Raw genomic sequence first — 24,517 nt, 5'->3', positions numbered from 1 at the left:
CAAAACGCGATGGCGGAGCACTTCAACATCGAGCGCTTGATGGATATGTCCGGCAGGGTCGACCTTTCGGACATTGACTGGTCCGAGGTCCCGAAGCACCCGATGACCCCCGAGGCGATCCGTTGCCTGCGGTATTTCCTGCTGACGGAGAACTCGACGTTTTTTTATGTCAAGGCCCTCATGTCCACGGACGCCGTGTACGAGGAGCCGGAGATCGCGCCTTTCCTCTGCGTCTGGATGTACGAGGAGGAGTTCCACGGACGTGCGTTCCGCAGCTTCATGGAAGCGCTGGGCGAGCCCCTCTCCCCGACGTACCGGCGCGACATGTTCCTGTCGCGTAGCCCCGGCGAGCGGCTCGACGAGTTCGGCCAGAACATGCTCGGGAAGATCTTCCCGGACCACTGGCCCGCCGTGCACATGACCTGGGGCACGATCCAGGAGTTCACGACGTACAGCGCCTACCAGGCGCTCATCGAGCGGATCGATCACCCGATCCTCAACAAGATCTGCCAGCGGATCATGAAGCAGGAGCTGCGGCACTATGCGTTTTACCGCGAGCACGCGAAGCGCCGTCTGCAGCGCGACGCGATGACCCGCAAGGTCGTCTCGACGGCGATCAAGCTCGCCTGGACGCCCGTCGGTGATGGGATGTGCCCCAAGGATGAGGTCGTCCACGCGATCCGCTTCCTGCTCGACGGCGTCGGCAGCAAGTCGATCGCGCGCATCGAGCAGAAAATCCGCGAGCTGCCCGGGCTCGAGTGGTTCGACATGTTCACGAAGTTCGCCGAGCGCCACGACATCCGGCAAGCGCCCGACGCCTGGTTCCCGCGGAACTTCCGCGCCACGAGCCAGTCGAAGATCGAAGTCGAGCCCGCGCTCTTCGACGCGGAGTGACGTTCGACAAGTCCACGCGACGCGAGCCACGAGCCACGAGCAACGTGGAACGCGTCGCGTGACGACCGTGCGGCCCTCTAGCTCTCCTGCCCCGCCGCGCCGCTGCTCTCGCTGCTCTCGCCGCTCTCCTCCGCAGCCGTGGTCTCCACGGGGCGAGCCTTCTTCTTGCGCTTCTTCTTGCCAGCCGCGGGCGGCGCGCCGTCACTCGGCGCCCCCTGGTTCTTGGCGAGCACGAACGTGAAGTACGCGCCGATGGCGAAGAGGCCGAAGCACGCCCACTGCGCCGGCGTCAAACCGCCGTACCGAGGATCGCCGCCGAGCATGCTTGCGCCCTCTTCCTCGCGGAAGAAATCGAGCACGAAGCGCACGGGCGCATAGGCCATGCAGATGATGCCGGTGAAGTACCCCGGCGGCCGCGGGCCCCGACGCCAGAGCAACGTGACGAAGAGTGCGAGCGGGATCGTCAGGACGAACTCGTAGAGGCCGAGGTCGTAGCGACCGACCCAGCCGCTGCCCATCGGGTAACGAACCGCGAACCACGCGTCGGAGAGGCGGCCCGGATGATCGTGCACGACGGAGCAACCCGCGCGGCCGAAGATCCAGGCGATCGGGAAGGTCGCGACGACGACGTCCGCGTAGGCGAGGACCTTCTCGCGCTTGATGAACTTGTAGGCGAAGCAGCCGAGGATCGCGCCGATGAACCCGCCGTAGCTCGACAGGCCGTCCCAGAGCATCAGCAGGTAGAGCGGATCCTTCGCGACGCGCTGCGGGTGGTAGAAGATCGCGTCGAGGACGTGCCCGCCGACGAACCCCGAGGCGACGACCCAGAAGATGAACTCGTTCATCTTCTTCGTGTCGAGGTTGCGCTCTTTCGCGCGGTGCATCGTGATGACCGAGCCGATGTAGACGCCGAGCGCGACGAGCGTGCCGAACGGCTTGATCGACGGCGGCCTCGTCGCGTCGAAGAGCTTGCCCAGGACGGGGACGTCGAGCAGGAAACCGAGCGGGATCTCGGGGAGCGAGATGTAGGGGATCAGCGGCTCTGCCACGTGGACGTGCGTAGCGCAGCGCGCGCGCCGACGCCATGGACGCGCGCAGTGCGCCGGACGCTTCCGCGCCAAAGGCCCCTGCCCCGGCGAAGGGTGACGTCGAACACGGGCTCTGATAAGACCTCGGCGTGCGAGCGCTGTCCTTGCCCGGCTGCGCCTGCCGGGCGGCGTTCCAGTTCGGCGTGCTCTCGCGCCTCGTCGCCGCAGGCGAGCGGTTCGATCTCGTGGCGGGGGCCTCGTCGGGATCCATCTCCGGCGCGGCGCTCGTCGCGGGCCTCGCGGCCGTGGGGCCGGACCTCTGGCGATCGATGGCGAAGACGCCCGTCGTGTCGCGGCGGTACCTGCGAAGCGAGCGGAGCCCGTTCGGGATGAGCGCAGTGCTGCGCGACGCGCTCGAACGGTTTTTGCCGGAAGAAAAGCTGCACGGGACGGAGACCGAGCTGCTCGTGGCGACGACCCACGCGCGGCGCTTCTTCGCGGGAAAGAAGGACGCGCTCGTGGTGCACTCGAACCACGCGCGGCGCGACATGCACGACGTGCTCGTGGCCTCCTGCTTCATCCCTGTCGTGTACGCCCGCGTGCCGCGGCTCGACGGAGAGGTGCACCTCGACGGAGGCGCCGCGGACAACACACTGATCGACGCGCTCGCCACGCGCGGTGCGAACGACATCACAGTGATCTCGCCGTTCCCCGGCGGAAAGATCGCGCGCACGCTCTTCTCGCCCGAGGCGCCTCCGACGGCGCCGCCGCACGTGCGCCTGCGCCTGCTCTTCCCCGAGCGTCCGCTCAGGCAGCGTCACTTCGACTTCGATCCGGGACCCATGGAAGAGGCGCTCACGATGCCGCACCGCTCGGTCGTCATCGAGCCGAGGAGCCATTGAAAATATGAGCACCAACGAAAAATCCGAAGCCTTCAGGGTCGCCACGTTCACGCTCAGCGACACGCGTACGCCGAACGACGACGTGGGTGGCCGCCTGCTCGTCGATCGCCTGCGCGCGGCGGGCTTCTCCGTCGTGTCGCACGTGATCCTGCGCGAGGAGCCGGACGAGATCCGCGAGGCGATCACGTACGTGTGCGACGCAGATGCCGCGGACGCGATCGTGCTGACCGGGGGGACGGGGATCGCGCCGCGCGACCGCACGATCGAGGTGATCGAGCCCCTGCTCGACAAGACGATCGACGGCTTCGGCGAGGCGTTTCGCAGGCTCTCGTGGGATCAGATCGGGCCCCGCGCGATCCTATCGCGCGCGATCGCCGGCGTGGTGCGAGGCAAGGTGATCGCGGCGCTGCCAGGAAGTCCGAGCGCCGTCGAGCTCGCGGTGGACGCGCTGCTCGCGCCGACGTTGTCGCACGCGATCGCGCTGGCCTCGGGGCGGGGCGGCAAGCACGCCGCGCACGGTCCCCACGGCAAGCACGGGAGGAAGCACTGATGCTTCCCTATCACGACGCTCTCGCGCGCCTGCTCGCCGCGGCGCGGCCCGTGGGCAAGGAGCGCGTGAGCGTCGACCAGTCCGCCGGGCGCGTGCTCGCCGAGGACCTCGTTGCGCGCGCGCCGATGCCGGCGTTCGATCACAGCTCGATGGATGGATACGCGGTGCGCGCCGCGGACTTCGAGGGAGCCGGGCCGTTCGAGGTGCCCGTCGTCGGAGAGAGCTCGGCAGGCGGCGAGAGGCCCGCGCTCGCGCCGAAGACGGCGTGCCGGATCTTCACGGGCGCGCGGCTGCCCGAAGGTGCGGACGCCGTGATCATGCAGGAGAACGTCGAGCGGCGCGGCGACGTGATCGTGATGCGGGAAGCGCCGCGCGCGGGCGCGTGGATCCGCCTGCGTGGCTCGGATCTCGCCGAGGGCGCGGCGGCGATCACGCGGGGCACGCGAATGACGCCGGGTCACGCTGCGCTCGCGGCGGCGCTCGATCGTCCCTTCGTGCTCGTCGCGCAGCGGCCCGTGGTGACGATCCTGTGCTCGGGCGACGAGCTGCGATCGCCGGGCGAGCCGGGCAACCCCGGGTCGATCGCGGAGTCGAACGGCGTGTTCGTCGCGGCGGCGGCGCGGCAGATCGGCGCGATCGCGCGGGTCGGCGCGTATGTACCGGACGACCTCGACGTCGCACGCGCGGCGGTCGTGGAGGCGCTGCGCGGCAGTGATCTCGTGGTGACGATCGGCGGCGTGAGCGTCGGGGATCGTGACGTGATGCGGCCCGCGTTCGAAGCGGCCGGCGTGACGCTCGATTTCTGGCGCGTCGCGATCAAGCCCGGCAAACCGATCGCCGTCGGTCGCGCGGGGGACACGCATGTGCTCGGGTTGCCCGGCAATCCCGCGAGCGCATCGCTCACGTGGTTGCTCTTCGGCGCGCCGCTCGTGCGCGCATTGCAAGGGGATCCGGCGCCGCTCCCGCGGCGCGAGCGCGTCGTGGTGGTGGGCGCGTACGAGCGCACGCCCGGACGAGAAGAGTTCGTCCGCGCGCGGATCGAACCGGGCGCGGGCCCGACGCGCGCGCGGATCCTGCCGAACCAGGCGTCGGGCGCGGTGACGAGTTTTGCGGAGGCGGAGGTGCTCGTGGTGGTGCCCGCGAGCCAAGGACGCGTCGAGGAGGGGAGCGAGCTCGACGCGATCCGGATCGACGCGTTCTGAGGTCAGCGCTTCTCGTCGTGCGCGTGCCCGTGATGCGCATGCCCGTGATGCGCATGCTCGCCGTGATCGGGTGCGCACCGCGCGTCTTCCCAGCCGACCCAATAAGGTCCGTCAGGGCCGTGCTCGCGTTTCCAGATCGGGAGCCTCGCCTTGATGCGATCGATGAGCTCGCGGCAAGCACGGAACGCCTCGCCGCGGTGCGGGGCGCTCGCGGCGCAAACGACGGCGGCGTCGCCGATGTGGAGCGCGCCGATGCGGTGCGTGGCCGCGACACGAACGCCGGGGATCTCGCGCTCGATCTCTTCGAGGATCCGCTCGAGCTCGGCCTCGGCCATGGTGCCGTAGGCCTCGTATTCGAGCAGGCTCACGCTGCGGCCGTCGTTCATGTTGCGGACGACGCCGAGGAACGTGGCGATCGCGCCAGCCTCGGGGCGCGCCACGATCTGGATGACCTCGTCGAGCGAGAGGGCCTCGCGGCGGATACGCGTCGCGCTCACGGAGACCTCCGGAAATGGCCCGATCGGCCGCCGCTCTTCTCCACCAGCATCACGTCCTCGACGACCATCTCGCGGTCGATGCCCTTGAGCATGTCGTACAACGTCAACGCGGCCACCGACGCGGCGACCATCGCTTCCATCTCCACGCCGGTCCGGTCCGTGGCCTCGGCGCTCGCGGTGATCGTCACGCGCGCAGCGGCCTCGTCGACGTCGAGCGCGATCGCCACGTGCGTCAGGGCGATCGCGTGGCACATCGGGATGAGCTCCGGCGTGCGTTTGGCGGCCATGATGCCGGCGATCCGCGCCGTCGCGAGCACCTCGCCCTTCGGCGTGTCGCCACGCGCGAGGCGCGACGCCGTCTCGGGCCGCATGCGCACACGCGCGACCGCGACCCCGCGTCGCTGGGTGGGCGGCTTCTCGGCGACGTCGACCATCCGAACATCGCCGCGCGGGCCGAGGTGCGAGGAGAGGCTCGTCGCGTCGGCGTCCTGCGCAGCCGCGCGAGGGACGAGGACGTCGAGCGCAGCCGCGAGGATCGCCGGGTCGCCGCGCTTCGCCGCGCGGCGGACGCAGTGCACGAGGGAGAACCGCGCGAGGCCCGAGAGCGAGGCCCACGTGCGCGCGTCGATCGCTCGACCTTTCGGCAAAGCTTCACGCAAGCCTTCGGGCAGATGATCCGGGCTTGGGTCGGCGGCGAGCGGCATCGGGAGCGCGGGCGGGTGGGCTCGCTGCACGATCGCGTGGACCGTCGCGACGTCGACGACGGCCTCCGCGCCGGCGCGCGTGATCCGCCTTCGATCCTCGAACGCGAGGGAGCGCCATCCTTCGAGCGGCAGCCGGAGCCCCGCGTGATCGAGCGCGCGTCGCGCGGCCAGAGGGACGAGATCCAGCGCAGGCCCGATCTCTTCGGTTTCGAATGAAAAAACTTCGTTCACGGCGGCCGGATCCTACCCGCCGATCGCGCGCATGGACACACCCGCGGCGGTCTCCTCGGTGCAGCCCTTCCAGACCGTCCCGTCGGGCTTCATCGACCAGGCGAGCCCGATGTGCTCGACGATCGTCTCCGCGTCCCCCGCGCGCGCAGGCGCCCCTGCGTCCACGCCGTCGTCCGTCGCAAGGCAAGGCCGCAAGACGCCCGTCGACGAGACGCGCAGGCGATCACAGGTCTCGCAAAACGTGTCGCTCGTGCCCGTGATGAACCCGACGCGGAGCCCCGGATCGTGGCGGGCGCGCACGTACTTCGCCGGGCCGAGGCCCGGATCGGTGACGGCCTCCTCGGCGAGGAGATGCGCGGCGAGCGCGCGGCGCATCTCGGCCGCGGTGACGAGGTGCTCCGCGACGAGCTTGGCCCCCTCGGCGATGGGCATGACCTCGAGGAAGCGTGGCAAGAGGCCCCTTTCCCACGCCCATAACAGGATGCGCTCGAGCTCGTCGTCGTTCACGCCGCGCAGGACGACGGTGTTCAGCTTGATCGGGGAGAAGCCTGCCTCGATCGCGGCGTCGATGCCCGCGAGGACGGCGTCGAGGTCCCCGCCGCGCGTGACCTCGCGGAAGCGCACGGGGTCGAGTGTATCGATCGAGACGTTCACGCGATGCAGGCCCGCGTCGCGCAGCGGCCGCGCGAGGCGCGCGAGCTGCGAGGCGTTCGTCGTGAGCGCCAGATCCTCGAAGCCGAGCGAAGACAGGTGCGCGACGATCGCGACGATCTCGGGATGCACGAGCGGCTCGCCGCCCGTGAGCCGCACGCGACGTACACCCGCGCGGCGCAGCGCCTCGAACATCGTCTTCCACGCCGGCGTCATCAGGCGCCCGTCGGCGTAGCCATCGTTTCGCGAGGGCCGGCAGTACGTGCAGGCGAAGTCGCACCGATCGGTCACCGAGACACGCACGCTGCGCGGCGGCGGTCCGGCCGAGGCGCGCTTCGGCACGAGCGCGCGCGCGCCGAGCATCGGCAAAGATCGCCGCTTCTCGACTGCCGGATCGTTCATCGCCGCCATCACCTCACCCTCCCGCGACGGGCGGGATCAACGCAACCTCGTCGCCCGAATGGACCTGCTCGTCGGGCCGCGCATACGCACCGTTGACCGCGACGCGGATCGATCGCCGGTACGGCACGAGCGCGGGAAATCGGCTGCAAACGTGGTGAAGAAGCTCCTCCGCGGTGCACGGCGCGTCGAGCGGAAAGACGAGCTCCGAGGCTCCGAGCACGTCCCGCGCGCCTGCGAACGCGAGCAGCCTCACCGTGTTCGACATGTTCCGTAACGTAGCATTGTTGGATTGTCGTTGACAGTTCGGGCACGAAATCAGGCCGACGCGCCGCCGTGCCGGGCGGCCAGGGCCGCGATATATTCGCCCGTCCGATGAGCGAGCAAACCGGCACGATCGGCAAGATTTTGGCCGGACGGTACCAGGTGAGGAGGGAGCTCGGGCGAGGCGGCATGGGGGTCGTCTACCTCTGCCGTGATCTCGTGGCCGACGACCGCGTGGCCGTGAAGGTCCTGAGCCGACCGGGCGCGCGGCCACGCGCCGAGGAAGCGTGGTGGTTCCACGAGGAGGCCCGCGCGCTCGCGGCGCTCTCGCACCCGTGCATCGTGCGCGCGCGCGACTTCGGCGCGCTCGCCGACGGGACGCCTTTCCTCGTGATGGATGCTGTGCCAGGGCGCTCGCTGCACGAGTGGCTCTACCTCGCACAAGAGGAAGGCGGCCTGCCGTGGCCGCTCATCTGGAAGATCACCGACGACGTGCTCGCGGCGCTCGCGCACGCGCACGCGCGCGGCGTCATCCACGGAGATCTCAAGCCCTCGAACATCCTCGTCGACATCCCGCACGACGACACCGAGCCGCCGACGGTACACGTGCTCGATCTCGGGCTCGCGTGGCTCATGCAGGATCGCGTCGATCACAGGCTCGACAACTCGCCCGTCTCGAAGCCGACGATCCGCTGGGGCGCGGGCACGCCGGGGTGGATGGCGCCGGAGCAGATCCGGTACGCCGCGCCGCACGTGGGTCCGTCGACGGACCTCTACTCGCTCGGCTGTGTCCTCTTCACGATGATCGCGAACCGCGAGCCCTACGAGGGCACGGACGAGGAGCTGCTCGCGAAGCACAAGAGCGCGCCGCTGCCGGAGGTGCCGCTCCGCCCCGGGCTCCCGTCGGACATCGTGCCGCTCGTGCGGCGCCTGATGAACAAGCGTCCGTGGCAGCGCTTCGAATTCGCGGCCGACGCGCGCGCGCTCCTCTGGCGGATGCGGCCGCGCAGCGGAGACCCGACGGCGACGCCGAGGCCCTCGGCCGCGCCGCCGATGTCCATGCCGCTGCGCGACTCGCCGCTCGTCGTCGAGAGCACGTACCTCGACTCGCAGGTGACGACGACGGGCCTGCTCGGGCTCCGGCCGAGCCCTTTCGTCGCGCGCGCGGCCGAGCGCTCGCGGCTGCTCGACATCGCGACGCAGATCGCCACGTCGGAGACCCCGGAGCACCGCTTCTTGTTGCTCTCGGGCGAAGCCGGCGTGGGCAAGTCGCGCCTCGCGGAGTGGCTCTGCGAGGAGGTGCACGAGCGAGGCCTCGTGGTGCCGCTGCGCGCGCGGTACCGGAAGATCGCCGCGCCGCTCGACGGCGTGGTCGGCGCGATCGTGCAGCACTACCGGCTGGAGCGTGAAGGGCGCGACGTCGTCGAGAAGGTCCTCCTGAACCAGTGGGAGGTCGCGCCCGAGGACGACGAAGGCAAGATGTGGGTCGCCGCGACGGCCGAGTGGATCCGGCCCTCGGCGCAGGGCGACGCGATCGGCCCGACGGGCAAGCGCTTCGCGCTCTCGTCGGAGACGCGCTGGCGCGTGATGCAGTACGCGCTGCAGAAGATCGCGAAGAGCCGTCCGCTCCTCTTGATGCTCGACGACCTGCATCACGGCTCGCCGACGACGTTCGAGGGCATGGCGCGGCTGCACCGCGAGACGCCGGGCCTGCGGCTGCTCATCGTAGGCACGGTGCGCGACGAGGCGATCATGACGGATCCCGTCGCGCGCGAGTGGGTCGAGTGGCTCCTGCGCGAGCTCGGCGGCGATCGCCTGACGCTCGAGCCGCTCGACCCGACGCAGACGCACGCGCTCCTGCGCGAGACGTTGCCGCTCGACGAGGCCGCCGTGGTCGAGGCCGCGCAACGCAGCAAAGGCAACCCGCTCTTCGCGCTGCAGATCGTCCACGCATGGGCGACGGGCGGGCACATCGAGCTGCGCGACGGGCGCTACGTGGTCCCCGAGGCGAAGCTCGCGATGCGCGCGGGCACGACGGCCGAGCTCTGGGAGGATCGTCTGCGCGCGATCCCCGAGGATCTCCGGCGCGGCGCACGCGCAGCGGCGGCGCTCGGCGGAGACATCCGCGAGGACGTGCTGCGGCTCGAGCTCGGGGCGCTCGGCGTGGACGCGGAGCGCGCGGTGGCTGCGATGAAGCGCGCGCAGATCCTGCTCGCGTCCGGTGAAGAGCGCCTGCGGTGGCCCCATGCGCTCCTGCAAGAGCACCTGCTCGGGCAGCTCTTCGTGCAGCCGGATGCAGCCGCGGTCCTGCGCGCCGCCGCGAACGCGCTCGGCCATCACCCCGACGCGAGCAGCCGCCGCATCGTGCGCCACCGCGTGACGAACCTCGTCCGCGCCGGCGACGTGAACGTGGCCGCGGAGCTCCTGCACCACTCGATCGCCGACTCGTGGGGGCGCACGCGCGACGTGCAGGCGACGCTGCGCGATCTATCGCTGCTCGACGGTCGCCTCGAAGGGCTCTTGCTCGCGCGGCATCGCAGGTGGCGCGCCGAAGCGCTGCGGCACGCGGGCAGGCTCGAAGACTGCCGGCGCGAAGCCGAAGAAGCGCGCAGGCTCTTTCACGTGGCGGGCGATCCCGAGAGCGAGGCCGCGTGCCTCCGGCTCCTCGGTCACGCCGCGAGTGATCTCGCCGCGCCCGCCGAAGGTCGCAAGCTCGTGGCGAGCGCGCTCGAGATGTTCCAGTCGCTCGGCGACACGCACGGGCAAGCGCTCTGCGAGGTGATCCTCGGAGAGATCGACTTCCTGCTCGGCGCGCACCTCGACGCGGCCCGCATCCTCGAGAGCGCAGGGCCGAAGTTCCAGGCCGTCGGCGATCGCCTCGGCCACGCGCAATGCCTCGTGCTGCACAGCTTCGTCGAGCAAGCCGGCGGCTCCCCCGAGAAGGCACGCGCGCTCCTCCGCACGGCGCGCGCCGAGTTCGACGCGATCGGCTATCGCCTCGGCATGGCCCAGTGCGACGTGACGCTCGCGCACTCGGATCACCGCGAAGGTCGGCTCGAAGAAGCGCGGCGCGTGGCGCTCCTGTCGCGCCGGAGCTTCCGCGATCTCGGCAACCCGCGCGGCGAGGGCGCGTGCGAGCGTCTGCTCGCGATGACCGCGTTCGACGCAGGCCAGCTCGACATGGCGGACGCGCACGCGCGCGCCGCGACGGCGCTCTTCGACCGGCTCTCCGATCCGTGGGGACGGGTCGAGATCAAGATCATCGTCGCGCAGATCGCGCTCGAGCGTGGGCAGGCGGAGGTCGCGCGCGCGGCGCTCGCCGAGTGCGAAGCCACGGGGCTCGCCGAGGCCGAGCCGAAGCAGCACCTCGCGCTCACCCGCGCGTGGCTCGCGTACCACGAGGGCCGGTTCCAGGACGCCGCAAACGAGCTCGATCTCGCGCGGAAGACGTTCCAGGATCCGAGGCGCACCGGGGATCACACGCCCGAACTCCTGCGCAGGTTCAGCCGCATGGGCTGGCCCGCGCCCGCGAGCGAGACGATCGCGGCATGGACGCGCGCGCTCTCCACGCGGAGCCCGCTCTCGACGCCGCCGCCCGCGGAGCCAAGCGCCGCCGCGCCGGCTTCCGTGAAGCCCAGTCGCTAGCGCGGGGCGTTGCCCCGCACCCCAGCAGGGGGCTGTCCGCCCCCTGCACCCCGGACCAGCGAGGCGCTGGACCCAAGCTCGATGAACTGCGCGATGCGCAGTTCATCGAACAGCCCGGTCAAGACCAGCCGCAACGTTGCCAACCAAGACAGCCGCGCTGCGGGTTCGGCTGGCAACCTGGGTTCTTCGTCGGCCCGTTTGAAAAACTGCGCGGAGCGCAGTTTTTCAATCACCGGTCCAGGCCGTGCCTGGTCCGGGGTCGAGGGGGCGGACAGCCCCCCGCGGGGTCCGGGGCAGCGCCCCGGCGGCGTGGCGGCTTTGCGATGAGCCCCCCCATGCTCAAAGCACGGCCTGGACCGAGGCGGCGTGCACCCTCTCAGGCGGAAGCCACGAACTCCGTGGGCGCGGACTCCTCGTGATCGGCGCGCTTCTCGAAGCACGCGACGATCGCGGCGCCAACGAGCGTGTCCTCTTCGAGCAGACGCTCGGCGAGGAGAAGAACGCCTTCACGCGTCTCGCGGACGATGCGGCACGCGCGCTCGAGCTGATGCTCGACGAGCTTGCGCGCCACCTCGTCGACCCGCGCGTGCAGGTGCTCGCTGTGCGTCACGTGGCCTGGATGATCCGTCACGCTGATCGGCCCGAGCTCACTCATGCCTAGCTCGGCGACCATCTTCCGCGCGAGCGACGCTGCGCGCTGGATGTCGTCCGCCGCCCCCGCGGTCATCGTCCCGAGCACGACCATCTCCGCCGCGCGCCCGCCCATGAGCATGCAGATCTGATCCTCGAGGTACTCCTTCGTGTAGAGCAGCCGATCTCGCTCGGGCAGCGCCTGCGTCACGCCGAGCGCTCGGCCGCGCGGGAGGATCGAGACCTTGTGCACCGGATCGGCGTTCTTCGCCGCGAGCGCCACCGTCACGTGGCCGGCCTCGTGCACTGCCGTCGCGCGCCGCTCCTCTGCGTCCATCACGAGGCTCTTGCGCTCCTCGCCCATGAGCACGCGATCACGCGCCTTGTCGATGTGCTCGAGGTCGACCTTGTCCGCGCCGCTGCGCGCCGCGAGGATCGCCGCCTCGTTCAAGAGGTTCGCGAGCTCCGCGCCGGAGAAGCCCGGCGTCACCTTTGCCACGTGCGCGAGGTCGATGTCCTCCTTCAGCGCGATCGGCCGCGCGTGCACCTCGAGGATCTCCCGGCGGCCGCGCAGATCCGGCAGCGGCACCACGACCTGACGGTCGAAGCGGCCGGGGCGCAGGAGCGCGGGATCGAGCACGTCGACGCGGTTCGTCGAGGCCATCACGACGATGCCCGTCGTGTGATCGAAGCCGTCCATCTCGACGAGGAGCTGGTTCAAGGTCTGATCGTGATCGGCGGAGGCCGAGTCGCCCCCGCGACCCCGCGAGCGGCCGACGGCGTCGATCTCGTCGATGAACACGATGCACGGCGAGACGCGGCGCGCCTCGGCGAAGAGGTTGCGCACGCGGGACGCGCCCACGCCGACGAACATCTCCTGAAAGCTTGATCCCGACGCGGTGAGGAAAGGCACGCCGGCTTCGGTCGCGACGGCCCGCGCGAGCAGCGTCTTGCCCGTGCCGGGCTCCCCCGTGAGCAGCACGCCGCGCGGCGCGCGTCCGCCGAGACGCCCGAAGCGCTCGGGGTTCTTGAGGAACTCCACCGTCTCGGCGAGCGCCTCCTTGACCTCGTCCATGCCCGCGACGTCCGTGAAGCGGACCTTGCCGACGCCGGACGCTTGGCCCTCCGAGAAGTGCGCGCGGCTCTTGCGGCGATGCATCCCGAGGCCGACGGCGCCGAGCGCGAGCATCACTGCGATCGGCGCGAGTGCCGTCGCCGCGCGCGCGCCCGTCGAGCCCTCGCGCGAGCCGTACTCGACGGTGATGCCTGCGGCTGCGAACTTGTCGACGAGCGCGTGCCGCGCCTCCTCGTCGCCGACGATGCCCACGCGAAGCGAGCCGTCTGCGCCCCGGATCGAGAAGCGTTCACCTTCCACCTGCACCTCGGTGATCGCCTGCGATCCCGTGATCTGCGTGAGCTCGGTGTAAGAGATCGTCCCCTCGCGCGGTCCTCGCAGCGAGTAGACGAGGGCACCGATCGTCACCGCGATGATCAGAACGACCACCGGACCGACCACACGCCCCAGCCGCTTTTCGAATCTCGAGAGCCATCCCATCGCGTCGCACCTCGTCTGCCCGGCACATCCGGCGCGCAGTCGACCAAAACGGTCGCAGCGGCCGATGGTTTGCAGCCAGGGCGAAGCACGATAGCTGCGAGGAGGTTGTCCGCCAGCGTGGACGATGCTGTTTTCTTTTCTGATTTCCGTGATTTACAGACTCGGCGAGCGACCCGCTCCGGGAGCTCTCCGGGTTTGCTCGGAAGTCAGAACGCGAGCCCCGCGCGAAGACGGAATCCATTGATGGTCGCGCTGTTCGAGCCGCCGATGGGGCCGCCGAGCGGGACGATGAAACCGAGCCCCGCGCGCACGGCGAGCGACTTGCCGACGGGGATCGTGCTGTTCACGTCGGGCTCGATCACGAACTGCGCGCCGGAGTAATCGCTCGTGCCCTTGGTGACGGGCTGCTGCGAGACGGCGAGCCACGCGCGCAAGCCTGGCGAGATCATGCCGTCGAGGAAGTCGTAGAAGAACGACGCGCCGGTCACCCAGTTGTACGCGGGCGTGTGCAGCGTGCCGGTGGCCTCGCTCTCGGGCGTGCCGCCGCCCGTCTTGATCAAGAGCTCGAACTTCGTGCTCGCCGCGACGTGCAGGAGGCGCGTGTCGTATGCGAAGCCGACGCTCGGCGACGCGCCGAGGCGGTTCGGCGTGTAGGGCGCTTGCTCCTCCCAGCCACGCGCGCCGGCGACGGCCTGGTTCAAGAGCGCCTGCGGCCTCGCGCCTGCGGCGTCCTGCTCGGGGAACATGTCGCCCTGCGCGGTCGGCACGGTGATCGCGAGGCTCACGGGGAGCGTCATGCGTCGCTTCAACTTGAAGCGCGCGTGCACGCTCGCCTCGATGTTGCCGAGCGCGAACGAGTCGACCGGGTTCTCGATCGGGCCGTCGATGCTGCCCGTCGCGAAGGGCACACGCGCGCCGATCGCCCACGTCTCGTTCAGGCGCCAGAAGAAGTAGGGAACGAACGAAGCGACCGTGACGTCGGTGGGGTCCGTGTCGCTGAGGACATTACGGATCTCGCCGAAGCCGATCACCAGGTCCACGCCGACCTCGCGCGGCGGGAGCGCGCGGTAGTCCTCGGCCTTCGCCTCTTCGGCCTTCTCTTCCTCTTCCCGCTTCTTCGATCCCGTCTTGCCCGAAGGCGCGAACTTGCCTTCTTCGTCCGCTCCGCCGACACCCCAGGCGTTCTCCTCCGCGGGCGGGAGCGGCGGGGGCTCGGCCGGCGGCGGTGGCTTCGAATCGGGGTCGAGCTCCATGTCGGTCCCGGTCTTCGGTGGCGCCTGGCCAAAGGCGAGCGCGGGCACGGCGACGAGCGCGAGGGTGAAAGCGGAGACGCCAAGGGCGAGCTTCCGCTTGCTGCAGGAGAAAGGCGTGGGGCGTAGCATGCTCGATGTCACGGGAGTGGGCAGCGACGCTACCATGCAGCCGAGGCGCCCGTCTCCCTACACGGCGCGCGCGCGACGATGGCCATGCACCCCGACCAGCTCGCCGACTTCGAGATCCTGCGCCGCCTCGGCGCGGGCGGCATGGCCGAGGTGTTCCTCGCCAAGAAACGCGGCGCCGAGGGCACGTACAAGCTGCTCGTCGTCAAACGTGTCCTGCCCGCGCACGGCTCTTCGCGACGTTTCCGCTCGATGTTCGTCGAGGAAGCACACCTCGCGACGCGCCTGAACCACCCGAACATCGTCCAGGTCTACGAGTTCAGCGACCACGGCGACGACGGCCTCTTGCTCTCGATGGAGTACGTCGAGGGCTTCGACCTCGGCAAGATCATGTCGACGGCGCGGCGCACCGGTGCGCGGATCCCGCCGTTCGTCGCGGCGTACATCGTCTCCGAGGCGGCCAAGGGCCTGCACTACGCCCACGAGCGCAAGGACGAGGGCGGCGTACCGCTGGCCATCGTCCATCGCGACATCTCGCCGCAGAACATCCTGGTCTCGTACGAAGGCGCGGTGAAGATCGCCGACTTCGGCATCGCGAGCGCGAACCTCTTCCGCGAAGAGGCCGGCGTGCTGAAGGGCAAGTTCGGGTACATGTCGCCCGAGCAGGCGCGCGGCGAACGCGTCGATCGAAGGGGCGACATCTACGCGCTCGGCGTCGTGCTCTACGAGATGCTCACGCTGCGATCGCCGTACGGCAAGCTCGACGACGACCCGCTGCTCGAAGCCGTGAAGACGGGCGCGTTCCAGCCTCCATCGACGCACGTCGGCGAGGTGCCGCCCGAGCTCGAAGCCATCGTCCTCAAGGCGATGCGAGGCCCGCGGGAGCACCGCTTCCAGACCGCACGCGACATGAGCGCGGCGATCATGCGCACCCTGCTCGCGAAGCAAGAGCTCGTCGACTCCGCGTCGATCGAGGCGATGCTCCTCGAGCTCTTCGGCCGCGAGCTCGAGCTGCCCCTCGCCAGCCCGCGCGAGGCGCCCGAGGCCGCGACGCTCGCCGCCGTGCCGCTCGCGCGGACGCCCTCCGAAGGCACGAACGGCGAGAAGCACATGCGCGTCGCCCGCGAGGTCCGGCACGTCGCGGTCGTCACGCTGCGCATCGACGGCACGGTCGATCTCGAGAACGCGCACGGCAAACAGGCGGCGCGGCGGATGGGCGCCTCGATCCGCCAGACGCTCGACGACATCGCGTTCAAGCGCGGCGCGGTGTGGTCGTGGGAGTCGCCCTGGTCGGCGCGCGCCGTCGTGGGCCTCATGGCGAACCCCTCACGCGCCGCGGCCGACGCCGCGACGCTCGCGATCGACGTGCACGAAGCGCTCGACGGCGCGAGCGAAGACCTCCCCGCGCCGCTGCGCGCGTCCATCGGCATCGTGCGGGGCATCGCCTCGGGCGAGCGTGATCCCCAAGGCCACCTCGTGCGGCACACGCTGCAAGAGCCCGCGGATCTGCTCGCGGATCGCGTGGGTGCGGCGACGCCGTTCGGCACGACGTGGGTCGCGGGCGGCGTCTACCGCCTCGTGCGGCGTGAGTTCCGCTGGGGCGAGGCGCCGAGCCTCACGCTCGGCGACACGGGGGGCCTCCGTGTCCCCGCGCAGATGCGCCTCTACGCGCTCGATCGCCTGCTCACGCGGGAAGAGCGCACGGCGGAGCTCGCGCTCGGCCAGAGTGACCTCGTCGGCCGCGACGCCGAAAAGGCGGACCTCTACGCCGCGTATCACCGCGCCGTCTCGCCACCGCTCGGCGGCGTCCCGGGCTCGCCGCCCTCCTCGGAGGCGTTCGTCGCGCAGGAGTCGCCGAGTGGTCCGAGGACACAGGCCTTCGACGCGGCGCCCATGTCGCGCAGGGCGTTCGGCGAGCTCGTGGCGCGTGTGGTCGTCGGCGAGATGGGCATCGGCAAGACCGCGCTCGTCTCGACGTTCCTCTCGGAGCTGCCGGGGGGGGTGCTCGTGGTGCAGGTCGAGTGCTCGCCCGTGAAGATGGAGCTGCCGCTCGCCACCGTCGCCGACGTCGTGCGCGACGTGACGGGCATGGGCCTCGACAACTCGCTCGACGAGGCGCAAGGCGCGCTGCGCGAGGTCTTCGGCCCCTTCGCGCGCACCCCGAGCGCGCCGCGCGAGATCCAGCGCCTCGCCGAGCTCGTGACCGGCAAGCACGGCGATCACCAGGAAGAGGACGCGAGCAACTACCGCCACGACCTCGTCGTGCAGGGCATACGCCACCTGCTCGCCGGGCTCGGGCGCAGGCAGCCGATCGTCGTCGTCGTCGACGGCTTGCAGTGGGCGGACCGCGCGAGCCTCGAGCTTCTGAAGGAGCTGCTCCGCAGGCCCGAGCCGCTCCCGATCCTCGTCGTGCTCGTGACCCGCGCCGACGAGCGCGTGCTTCCGTACGTCGAGGGCCTCGTGCGGATCGAGCTGCGTGGGCTCGAACCGAAAGAGCAGGTGCGCCTCGTCGAGGCGCGGCTCGGCGTCCGCGAAGGCGTCGCGGCCGTGTGCAGCGAGCTCGTCCCGCGCGTCGCGGGCAACCCCTTCTTCCTGCTGGAGATGGTCGACGCGCTGCTCGAACGCGGCACGCTGGAGATCGTCGAGCGCGGCGAAGGCGTCCACGAGCTCGTGCGGCACGAGCGCCCCGGCGAGCGCAACGAGGCCCTCCCCTCCACGCTCGAACAGCTCATCGGGGATCGCCTGCGCGAGCTCCCGCTCGCCGAGCACGACGTCGTCGACTGGCTCGCCGCCGCCGGAGGACCGCTGACGGAGACCGACATCCTCGCGCTCGCGCGCTTGCCCGACGACGAGGCGATCACGCGCCTCTGCGCGCGCGGGCTCTGCGATCGGCGCGCGGGCTCGGTCGACTTCCGCCACCCGCTCGCGCGCGACGTCGCCTACCTCGCGCTCGACACGGCCAAGCGCTCGCGCATGCACCTCTCGCTCGGCGAGCACTTGTCGCGCACGCCGCTCGCGCGGGGCCTCTCGGCGGCGATCGTCGCCCGCCACCTCGCGCGCGGCGAGGCGGCCGTGCCCGCCGCGGAGATGTACCTCGAAGCCGCGGGCGCCGCGCGCGCGACCCACCAGGAGCAGCTCGCGCTCCGCTACTACCTCCGCGCGCTCTCGCTCCTCCCGCCCGAGGACGCGCGCCGCATGAACGCGCACGCCGCGCTCGAAGCGATCTACCGGCACCTCGGCCGCCGGAGCGAGCGCCGCAAGCACCTCGAAGCGCTGCGCAAGCTCGCGCGGCAGAGCGGCAAGGCCCGCGGCGTCGCGCTCGCCCTCGTCCGCACCGCGCGCCTCGACAGCGACGATGGCCACCTCGCGCGCGGCTTGCCCGTCGCCCAGCGCGCGACCGAGATCGCGCGCCTCGCGCGCCAGCCCGCGCTCGAGGTCGAGGCGTACACGATCCTCGCCGAGATCCTCGGCGACCTCGGCGACGTGCAAGGCGCCATCGACGCCTGCGAGCGCGCGCTCGAGGTCACGCACACCGCCAAGCTCCAGCCGCGCCTGCGCGCCGAGGTCCTCCGCTCGAAGGGCGTCCTGCTCCGCCGCATCGGCCGCGTCGAGGAGGCCGCCGAGGCGCACGCCGAGGCCATCGCGGTCTTCCGCGCCGTCGGCGCGCGCCGCAGCGAGGCGCGCGCGAAGAACGCGCTCGCCTACGCCATGTTCGTCATGGAGCGCTTCGAGGACGCGATCGCGCTCGGCCTCTCCTCCATCGGCATCGACCTCGCCATCGGCGGCCGCTTCCAGATCGCCAAGACGCTCAGCAACGTGGGCCAGGCCTACGCGCGCCTCGGCGACACCGAGCGCGGCCTGAGTTACCTCAAGCGCGCCCGCGAGGCGCACGAGCGGTACGCCGATCAAGACTCGCGCGCCGACACGCTCCTCTGCTCCGCGGAGATCCTCCTCGAGCTCGGCATGAACGCCGAGGCCTCCACCATGTGCGGCGACGCGGGCGCGCTCGTCGCCGTCACCGGCAGCGCGTACGACACCGTGCACGAGCGCATCGTCCGCGCCTTGCTCGCCCGCGCCGAAGGCCGCCCGCACGAGGCCGTCGTCCACGCGCAGGCCGCGCGCAAGCTCGCCGAGCCGCAAGGTCTTTTGAGCTACCACATTCACGCGACGGCCATCGAAGCCGCCGCGCGCGTCGACGCGGGCGAACATCACACCGGCGTCCTGCTCGCTCGCACGGCGCTCGGCGCGATCGAGGCCACGAGCTTCTCCGAGTACGGCATCGAGGTCCGCGCGCTCTGCATCGAAGCGCTGCGCAAAGGCGCCTCCAGCGGCGCTCGTGACGCGCTGCTCCGCGCCGCGACGCACGTACGCAAGGTCGCCGGCTACGTTCGTGAAGGTCGTCTCCGCGCGCTCTTCTTGCGAAGACCCGTCGTCGAGCGCATTCTGTCCGAGGCAGACGGTTCGGACGTCTCTCCTCGTTCGGATCCGCTGCGGCGCGGCGAAATGGCATGAGTTTGAAGACCACGAAGCGAGCGGGCGCGGGCCGTCGAAAGGTCGCGTTGATCTTGTCGGGCGGCGGCGCGCGTGGCGCGTACGAGGTCGGCGTCCTGTCGTACGTGCTCGACAACTTCGCGCGCGTGCGCGGCGCGGTCCCGCGCATCGACATCCTCTGCGGCACCTCGGTCGGCGCCATCAACGCGTGTTTCCTCGCCGCGCACCTCAGCGATGCGACGACCGGCATCCGCCGCCTCGCGAACCTCTGGACCGAGCTCGATCTGCCGGACGTGCTCGGCTTCAGCCTCCGCCAGGCCGTGAGCCTGCCGCGTGTCCTGTTCGGCGGCGGCAAGGCGGCGGCCGGCGTCTTCGACGTCACGCCGATGGCCAAGCTCGTCGAGCGCGAGATCCCGTGGCGGGCCATCGCGCGCACGCTCCGCCGCGGCCACCTCGGCGCGCTCAGCGTCTCGGCCACCGAGGTCGCGTCGGGCCGCACGGTCATCTTCATGCAGACCGGCCCCGACGGCGCGCTGCCCACGACGGCGCCGCCGCGCACGCTCATCCGCGGCGCGCACATCGGCCCGCTGCACGCGCTCGCCTCTGCGTCGATCCCCATCTTGTTCCCGCCCGTCCGCATCGGCCGTGAGCTCTTCATGGATGGCGGCGTCCGGCAGAACACGCCGATCGCGCCCGCGCTCCGGCTCGGCGCGACGCACGTCTTCGCGATCGGCCTCTCGCGCGAGCTCACGGGCCCGAGCACCATGCCCGAAGACGAGAAGCCGCCGGGCGCGGCCTTCCTGCTCGGCAAGATCCTGAACGCGTTCCTCCTCGATCACATCCAGACGGACCTCGAGGTGATGACGCGCTTGAACCACATCATCGAGGACGCGGAGAAGACCTTCGGCGGCGACTTCCTGCAGACGGTCAACACGAGCGCCGAGCGACGCGGAGCCATGCCGTACAACCGCATCAACTCGCTGGTGGTGCGCCCGAGCGAGGACATCGGCAAGCTCGCGGCCGAGTACGTGCGCCGCGGCAACATCCACGGCGGCCCGGCGTTCGCGCGGCGCATGCTCACGCTCGTCGACGTCGGCGAAGCGACCGAAGCGGACCTCGCGAGTTACCTGCTCTTCGACGGCGCCTTCGCGCGCAGGCTCATCGATCTCGGCCGCGCCGACGCCGAGGCGCGCCGGCACGACATCGCCGACTTCTTCGGCAGCGCGGACGAGGACGACGAGCCGCGCCACGCCGAAAACACGAGCTGGACGATCCCGCCGCCGGTGGACTGAGTCCCGAGGGGGTCGCCTCGCGTCGACACACGCCGGTCATCGTGACGCGTGTGGGTCGCCTCGTCGTCGACACACGCCGGTCATCATGACGCGTGCGGGTCGCCTCGTCGTCGACACCCGCCGGTCATCGTCGACCGAGGGGGGCGTCGCGCGTCGACACACGCCGGTCCTCGTGACGCGTGCGGGTCGCCTCGTCGTCGACACACGCCGGTCCTCGTCGACCGAGGGGGGCGCCTCGTCGTCGACACACGCCGGTCATCGTCGACCGAAGGGGTCGCCGCGTGTCGACCCCCGCGGGGCATCGTATCTAGCCCTCGATCGCCGCGACCTTCCTCCCTGCGCGGCTCGCGGCGTAGGTGGCGGCGCGCATCATCTGGAACAGCCCGACGGGCATGATCCCGCGGCCTGCGTGGAACGGCGTGAACGACAGCGCCTCCTGATCCACGAGCGATCGCTCCTCCAGATCGATCACCACCACGGCCTCCCATCGCGACATGCGCAGGATCTGCTCCGGCGAACGCAGCCGCGCGCCGAGCGCCCCCGCTTGCGTGACCTCGAGCCGCAGCACCGCGTTCTTCGCGGCCACGGCTCGCTCGATCCGCTCGCGCCGGCTCCCTCGGGTCTCCCGCTGCCGCCCCGGCACGAGCCTGAATTTTACGCGCCCGAGACCGAGCACGTAGAACGGCAGGATCGCGTGGTACTCGTTCGCCAGGAAGTCGTGCACGTTCGTGGTGAGCGGCGCGAACGGCAGGGACCAGACGTGCTGGAACGTCGCAAAGAGCAGGTCCTGATCCCGCGCGGAGGCCTCCACCGACGTCGCCGTCGGCGCGCGCCCGCAGAAGCGCACCGCGATCCCAAGCGCGTCCGGCAGCTCCTTCTCGTGACGCCACCACGCGCTCGAAAGCCGCACGAGCGCGGGCCCCGCGAGCCTCTGCGCGAGCTCCCCCACGGCGCCCTCACGCGCGAGCGCACGCACGTCTGCCCGGAACAAGACGCCGTCCGGATGGAAGAGCCGCGCTCGCCGGAGCAAGCTCCCCTCCCCCGCGATCGGGGACAAAAGCCCGCCCATCGCCCGCCCCAACGCCTCGGTTGCCCGCATCGCTCCCCTCCGCCTCGGTAGAACCTGGGCGTCCGCGCCACCCCTCGGCAAGACCTTGCGGGCTCCAAAATCCCGTCGGGACGCCACCGACGCGCCCCATCCGTTCCCAATAATTTCGAGCCGTTAGGAGATCCCCTGGCAGGCGTGCGCCTCGCCGTCGTGCCATCCTTAACGTAATGCATCACACGGTCGTAATTTCCGACATCCACCTCTGCGAAGTGGAGCCGGGGACGGGCCCGTGGATGCGTCATCGGCAGCGCGCCTTCCTGCCGGACGGCGAGCTCGCGGGCATGCTGGACGCGCTCCTCGACGCTGTCCGCGGGCAGCGGATGACGCTCACGCTGAACGGCGACGTCTTCGACTTCGACGCCCCGCGCGTGATCGACGGGCGCAGCGCTTGCCACGATCTCCCGCGCGACGCCGACCATGGCGTGCCGGCGATCGCGGCGATCCTGGATGATCACCCGATCGTCCTCGAAGCGCTCGGGCGCGTGCTCGACGAGGGGCACGAGATCGTGATCGTGTCGGGCAACCACGACGTCCTGCTCACGCTGCCCGAGGTCCGCGCGCACCTCACGGCCCGCCTCTGCGACGCCGCGTGCGCCCTCGTGGCGCGGGATCGCAGCCCGAGCGCGCGCGCCGCGATCGCTCTGCGGATCCACTTCCGCGCGTGGATGCACGTCACGCCCGATCGTGTGCTCGTCGAGCACGGCCACCTCTACGACCCCTACTGCAGCTACCGCTACCCGATGGCCCCGTTCGACGACGGCGGGCGCGAGATCGTGGCGACGATGGGCTCGATGGGGACGCGGCTGCTCGTCTCGCGCCTCGGCTACTTCAACCCGCACGACGACAGCTCCGTCATGATGACGAAGCTCGGCTATTTCCTGCACTGGACGCGTTACTACCTCTTCTCGCGCCGCTTTCTCGCGCTGATCTGGGCGCTCGGCGCCGCGCGGATCCTCGGTCGCCTCTGGCGCGCGCGGCGGCCCTTCTGCCGCGCGCGGTACCGCGGCAACGTGATCGCCTGCGCCCGCGAGACGGGCGAACGTGTCGCGGCCGTCATGCGTCACGCCCGCCTCTTCGAGCCTCCCGCCGAGTCGCGCCTCCTCCGCGTGGTGCGCGAGCTCTGGGTGGATCACGTCTTCGTGATCCTCCTCGGCGCGGCGCTCGGCGCCCTGTTCATCGGCGTCGTCGGCATGCCACTCGGGCTCCTCGGCGTGATCGTGCCGTTCCTGCTCTTCGTGCTCTACGATCGCCTCGTCCCCAAGTCTCCGCTCGCCGAGACGTGGCTCCGCGTCGGCCGCGTGATGCGGAACGTCGCGCGGATCCACGACGCGCGCGCGGTCGTCTTCGGCCACACGCACACCCCCGAGGGCTTGTGGGAGGGCGACGTGTTCATCGGCAACAGCGGCTCGTGGTCCGCGGCCACCTCGGGCCCCGACGGCACCCCGTGCATCGGTGAACACCCCTTCGTCTGGCTCACGAGCGACGACCACGGCGCGCTCACGGGCGGGCTCTACGCCTGGAAGCGCGGGGCGATCGTGCCCCGCGTCGTCCGCGATCCGCAGGCCGAAGCGCCGCCGCGCAGCGAGGTCGTCCTGTACTGCGAGACGCCCGAGATCCGGAGCGACGACGCCCGCGCCGTCTAACCCGCAGGCGCCTCGTCCGCGCGGTTCGTGGGGACGAACATCGACAGGATCACGCCCGGGATCGAGGCCGCGAACGCGAGCAGGAAGAACGTCGTGAACCCGACGCTCTTCGCGAGGTGCCCGCTCATCGAGCCTGCGAGCGTCGTGGCCAGCGACATGAGCGCGCTGCCGATCGCGAAGTGCGACGCGCGGTAGGCGCCCTGGCAGCGCCGCATGATGAAGACCATGAACGCGGCCGATCCCGCGTACGCCACGAACTGCTCGACGAGCACCACGGCCGTGATCGCCGCGATCCCCGGTCGCGCCCAGGCGAGCCACGCGTAGAGCGGGATCGCGGCGCTCTGGAGGATCGAGATCGGCTTGAGCGTCCGCTCGAGCCCGAGCCGCGAGACCACCATCCCTCCGAGGATCGAGCCCGCGATCGAGGAGACCGTGCCCCACGTGCCGCTCACGAACCCGCGCTCCGCGAGGTTCAGGCCGAGATCCTTCAAGAAGGGCGTGTGCATCGCGAACATGAGCGCGTCGCCCGCGCGGAACGTCAGGATGAACGCGAGCACGAGACCGACGTTCGGTTGACGCAGGAACGTGACGAACGCTTGCACGTACGACGCGTCGGCCTTCCGGACCCCGCGCGCCTCGACCTCGGCCTGCGCCGGCGCCGCGGGACGCGGCAAGAAGAGCGCATGCCCCACGCCGAGGAGGAGCATCATCGCGGCCGCCGCGAAGAACGCGTAGCGCCACCCGCCTGCGATCCCCGCGAGCACCACGAGCCCGCCCTTCGCGACCAGCATCGCGACCCGGAACGCGGCCACGCGCAGCCCCGAGAACCCCGCTTGCCGCTTCTCCGGCAGCGCGTCGAGGTAGAAGCCGTCCACCGCGATGTCCTGCGTCGCGGCGAGCACCGACACGGCGATGAGCCCCCACGCCACCACGGGCAGATCCCCGCGATCGGCCGGCATCGCGAGCCCGAGCACCGCGAGCCCGAGCGCGATCTGGGTCGCGACGACCCAGCCCCGCTTCTTGCCGTACATGTCGACGAGCGGGCTCCAGAGGAACTTCGCGTTCCACGCGAAGCCGTAGAGCGCCGTGTACCCGATCGCCTGCAGGCTCGCGCCGAACGCCGTGAAGAGCTCCGCGCTGACCTGATGCACGATCGAGTACGGCAGCCCCTCGCCGAAGTACGTCGTGGCGACCCAGGGCGCCGCCCGCAACGGGCTCTCCGCGGCCTTGTCCTCGGCCTCGCGCCGCGGCTCCGCCGGCGCCGCTTCCTTTGCAGGCGCGTAGACCTCTTCGAGAGAAGGCCCCGGAGAGGCCACCTCCGCGCGGGCGGGCGCTCGTTCGACGACGGACACGTTGCCGAGTCCCCTACACCAGAACGCCCCGGCGGGCCCACCTTCTGGCCGACGCACCGCGGAAATGCCGGGGGGCACGTCCAGACGGTAGCGGTTTTCG

Annotated in this window: 17 protein-coding genes; 8 read left to right on the top strand and 9 right to left on the bottom strand. The window is 70.9% G+C overall.

Translation table 11 applies throughout. The features are described from left to right. The first annotated feature begins 9 nt into the window (after positions 1–9). Entirely contained in the window at positions 10–894 is an 885-nt protein-coding gene (locus QHF89_RS22280) for an acyl-ACP desaturase (RefSeq protein ID WP_136968019.1), read from the top strand. Positions 895–971: 77 nt separating this feature from the next. Here the strand turns inward: QHF89_RS22280 and QHF89_RS22275 are convergent, their stop codons facing one another. Then, positions 972–1,943, bottom strand: coding sequence for a prolipoprotein diacylglyceryl transferase (locus QHF89_RS22275; protein ID WP_136968018.1), 972 nt, complete (start codon positions 1,941–1,943; stop codon positions 972–974). A gap of 128 nt (positions 1,944–2,071) precedes the next feature. Here QHF89_RS22275 and QHF89_RS22270 point away from each other — a divergent pair, with 128 nt between their 5' ends. The 3 genes from QHF89_RS22270 to QHF89_RS22260 are packed head-to-tail and all read left to right on the top strand — an operon-like array spanning position 2,072 to position 4,576. After that, positions 2,072–2,824: a patatin-like phospholipase family protein gene (locus QHF89_RS22270; protein WP_136968017.1), complete on the top strand. Its 753-nt coding sequence runs from the start codon at positions 2,072–2,074 to the stop codon at positions 2,822–2,824. A gap of 4 nt (positions 2,825–2,828) precedes the next feature. Next, positions 2,829–3,374: a MogA/MoaB family molybdenum cofactor biosynthesis protein gene (locus QHF89_RS22265; protein WP_136930730.1), complete on the top strand. Its 546-nt coding sequence runs from the start codon at positions 2,829–2,831 to the stop codon at positions 3,372–3,374. Then, entirely contained in the window at positions 3,374–4,576 is a 1,203-nt protein-coding gene (locus tag QHF89_RS22260) for a molybdopterin molybdotransferase MoeA (RefSeq protein WP_136968016.1), read from the top strand. The genes QHF89_RS22265 and QHF89_RS22260 overlap by 1 nt, the downstream gene beginning before the upstream one ends. 2 nt (positions 4,577–4,578) lie before the next feature. Here QHF89_RS22260 and QHF89_RS22255 read toward each other — a convergent pair whose 3' ends face one another. From QHF89_RS22255 to QHF89_RS22240, 4 genes are read right to left on the bottom strand one after another with little or no spacing between them, the layout of a single operon-like run. Beyond that, positions 4,579–5,073 (bottom strand): molybdenum cofactor biosynthesis protein MoaE, encoded by a 495-nt coding sequence (locus tag QHF89_RS22255; RefSeq protein WP_136930728.1) that lies wholly within the window; start codon positions 5,071–5,073, stop codon positions 4,579–4,581. Beyond that, positions 5,070–6,008 carry a cyclic pyranopterin monophosphate synthase MoaC gene (moaC, locus tag QHF89_RS22250; protein WP_136968015.1) on the bottom strand — a complete coding sequence of 313 codons (939 nt, stop codon included), beginning with the start codon at positions 6,006–6,008 and terminating at the stop codon, positions 5,070–5,072. Before moaC ends, QHF89_RS22255 begins: the two co-directional genes overlap by 4 nt. Before the next feature lie 12 nt (positions 6,009–6,020). Continuing rightward, positions 6,021–7,061: a GTP 3',8-cyclase MoaA gene (gene moaA, locus QHF89_RS22245; RefSeq protein ID WP_284720796.1), complete on the bottom strand. Its 1,041-nt coding sequence runs from the start codon at positions 7,059–7,061 to the stop codon at positions 6,021–6,023. Between the two features lie 13 nt (positions 7,062–7,074). Then, the gene (locus tag QHF89_RS22240) at positions 7,075–7,326 is read right to left on the bottom strand and encodes a MoaD/ThiS family protein (protein WP_136968013.1); all 252 of its coding nucleotides are present in this window, start codon (positions 7,324–7,326) and stop codon (positions 7,075–7,077) included. Positions 7,327–7,433: 107 nt separating this feature from the next. On the opposite strand from QHF89_RS22240, the gene QHF89_RS22235 reads away from it, so the two are divergent. Next, the gene (locus tag QHF89_RS22235) at positions 7,434–10,967 is read left to right on the top strand and encodes a serine/threonine-protein kinase (protein ID WP_136930724.1); all 3,534 of its coding nucleotides are present in this window, start codon (positions 7,434–7,436) and stop codon (positions 10,965–10,967) included. A 376-nt stretch (positions 10,968–11,343) separates the two neighbouring features. On the opposite strand, the gene ftsH is transcribed toward QHF89_RS22235, so the two are convergent. Together ftsH and QHF89_RS22225 are read right to left on the bottom strand one after the other, a co-directional pair. Beyond that, the gene (gene ftsH / locus QHF89_RS22230; protein WP_136968012.1) at positions 11,344–13,152 is read right to left on the bottom strand and encodes an ATP-dependent zinc metalloprotease FtsH; all 1,809 of its coding nucleotides are present in this window, start codon (positions 13,150–13,152) and stop codon (positions 11,344–11,346) included. Positions 13,153–13,358: 206 nt separating this feature from the next. Further along, positions 13,359–14,534, bottom strand: a complete 1,176-nt coding sequence (locus tag QHF89_RS22225) for a hypothetical protein (RefSeq protein WP_136968011.1) — start codon at positions 14,532–14,534, stop codon at positions 13,359–13,361. An 84-nt stretch (positions 14,535–14,618) separates the two neighbouring features. Here QHF89_RS22225 and QHF89_RS22220 point away from each other — a divergent pair, with 84 nt between their 5' ends. Both QHF89_RS22220 and QHF89_RS22215 read left to right on the top strand, forming a co-directional pair. Then, positions 14,619–19,043 (top strand): serine/threonine-protein kinase, encoded by a 4,425-nt coding sequence (locus tag QHF89_RS22220; RefSeq protein ID WP_284720795.1) that lies wholly within the window; start codon positions 14,619–14,621, stop codon positions 19,041–19,043. Continuing rightward, positions 19,040–20,314 (top strand): patatin-like phospholipase family protein, encoded by a 1,275-nt coding sequence (locus tag QHF89_RS22215; protein WP_136930720.1) that lies wholly within the window; start codon positions 19,040–19,042, stop codon positions 20,312–20,314. Before QHF89_RS22220 ends, QHF89_RS22215 begins: the two co-directional genes overlap by 4 nt. Positions 20,315–20,621: 307 nt before the next feature. Here QHF89_RS22215 and QHF89_RS22210 read toward each other — a convergent pair whose 3' ends face one another. Further along, positions 20,622–21,413 (bottom strand): hypothetical protein, encoded by a 792-nt coding sequence (locus QHF89_RS22210; RefSeq protein ID WP_136968009.1) that lies wholly within the window; start codon positions 21,411–21,413, stop codon positions 20,622–20,624. A 176-nt stretch (positions 21,414–21,589) separates the two neighbouring features. Between QHF89_RS22210 and QHF89_RS22205 the strand changes: the two genes are divergently transcribed. Continuing rightward, entirely contained in the window at positions 21,590–23,065 is a 1,476-nt protein-coding gene (locus QHF89_RS22205) for a metallophosphoesterase family protein (protein WP_136968008.1), read from the top strand. Here QHF89_RS22205 and QHF89_RS22200 read toward each other — a convergent pair. Then, positions 23,062–24,417, bottom strand: coding sequence for an MFS transporter (locus tag QHF89_RS22200; protein ID WP_284720794.1), 1,356 nt, complete (start codon positions 24,415–24,417; stop codon positions 23,062–23,064). The genes QHF89_RS22205 and QHF89_RS22200 overlap by 4 nt on opposite strands. Positions 24,418–24,517: the final 100 nt, after the last annotated feature.

Source organism: Polyangium sorediatum (genome assembly GCF_029946465.1).
Lineage (GTDB): Bacteria > Myxococcota_A > Polyangia > Polyangiales > Polyangiaceae > Polyangium > Polyangium fumosum.
This window is presented reverse-complemented; position numbering and strand designations above follow the sequence as displayed.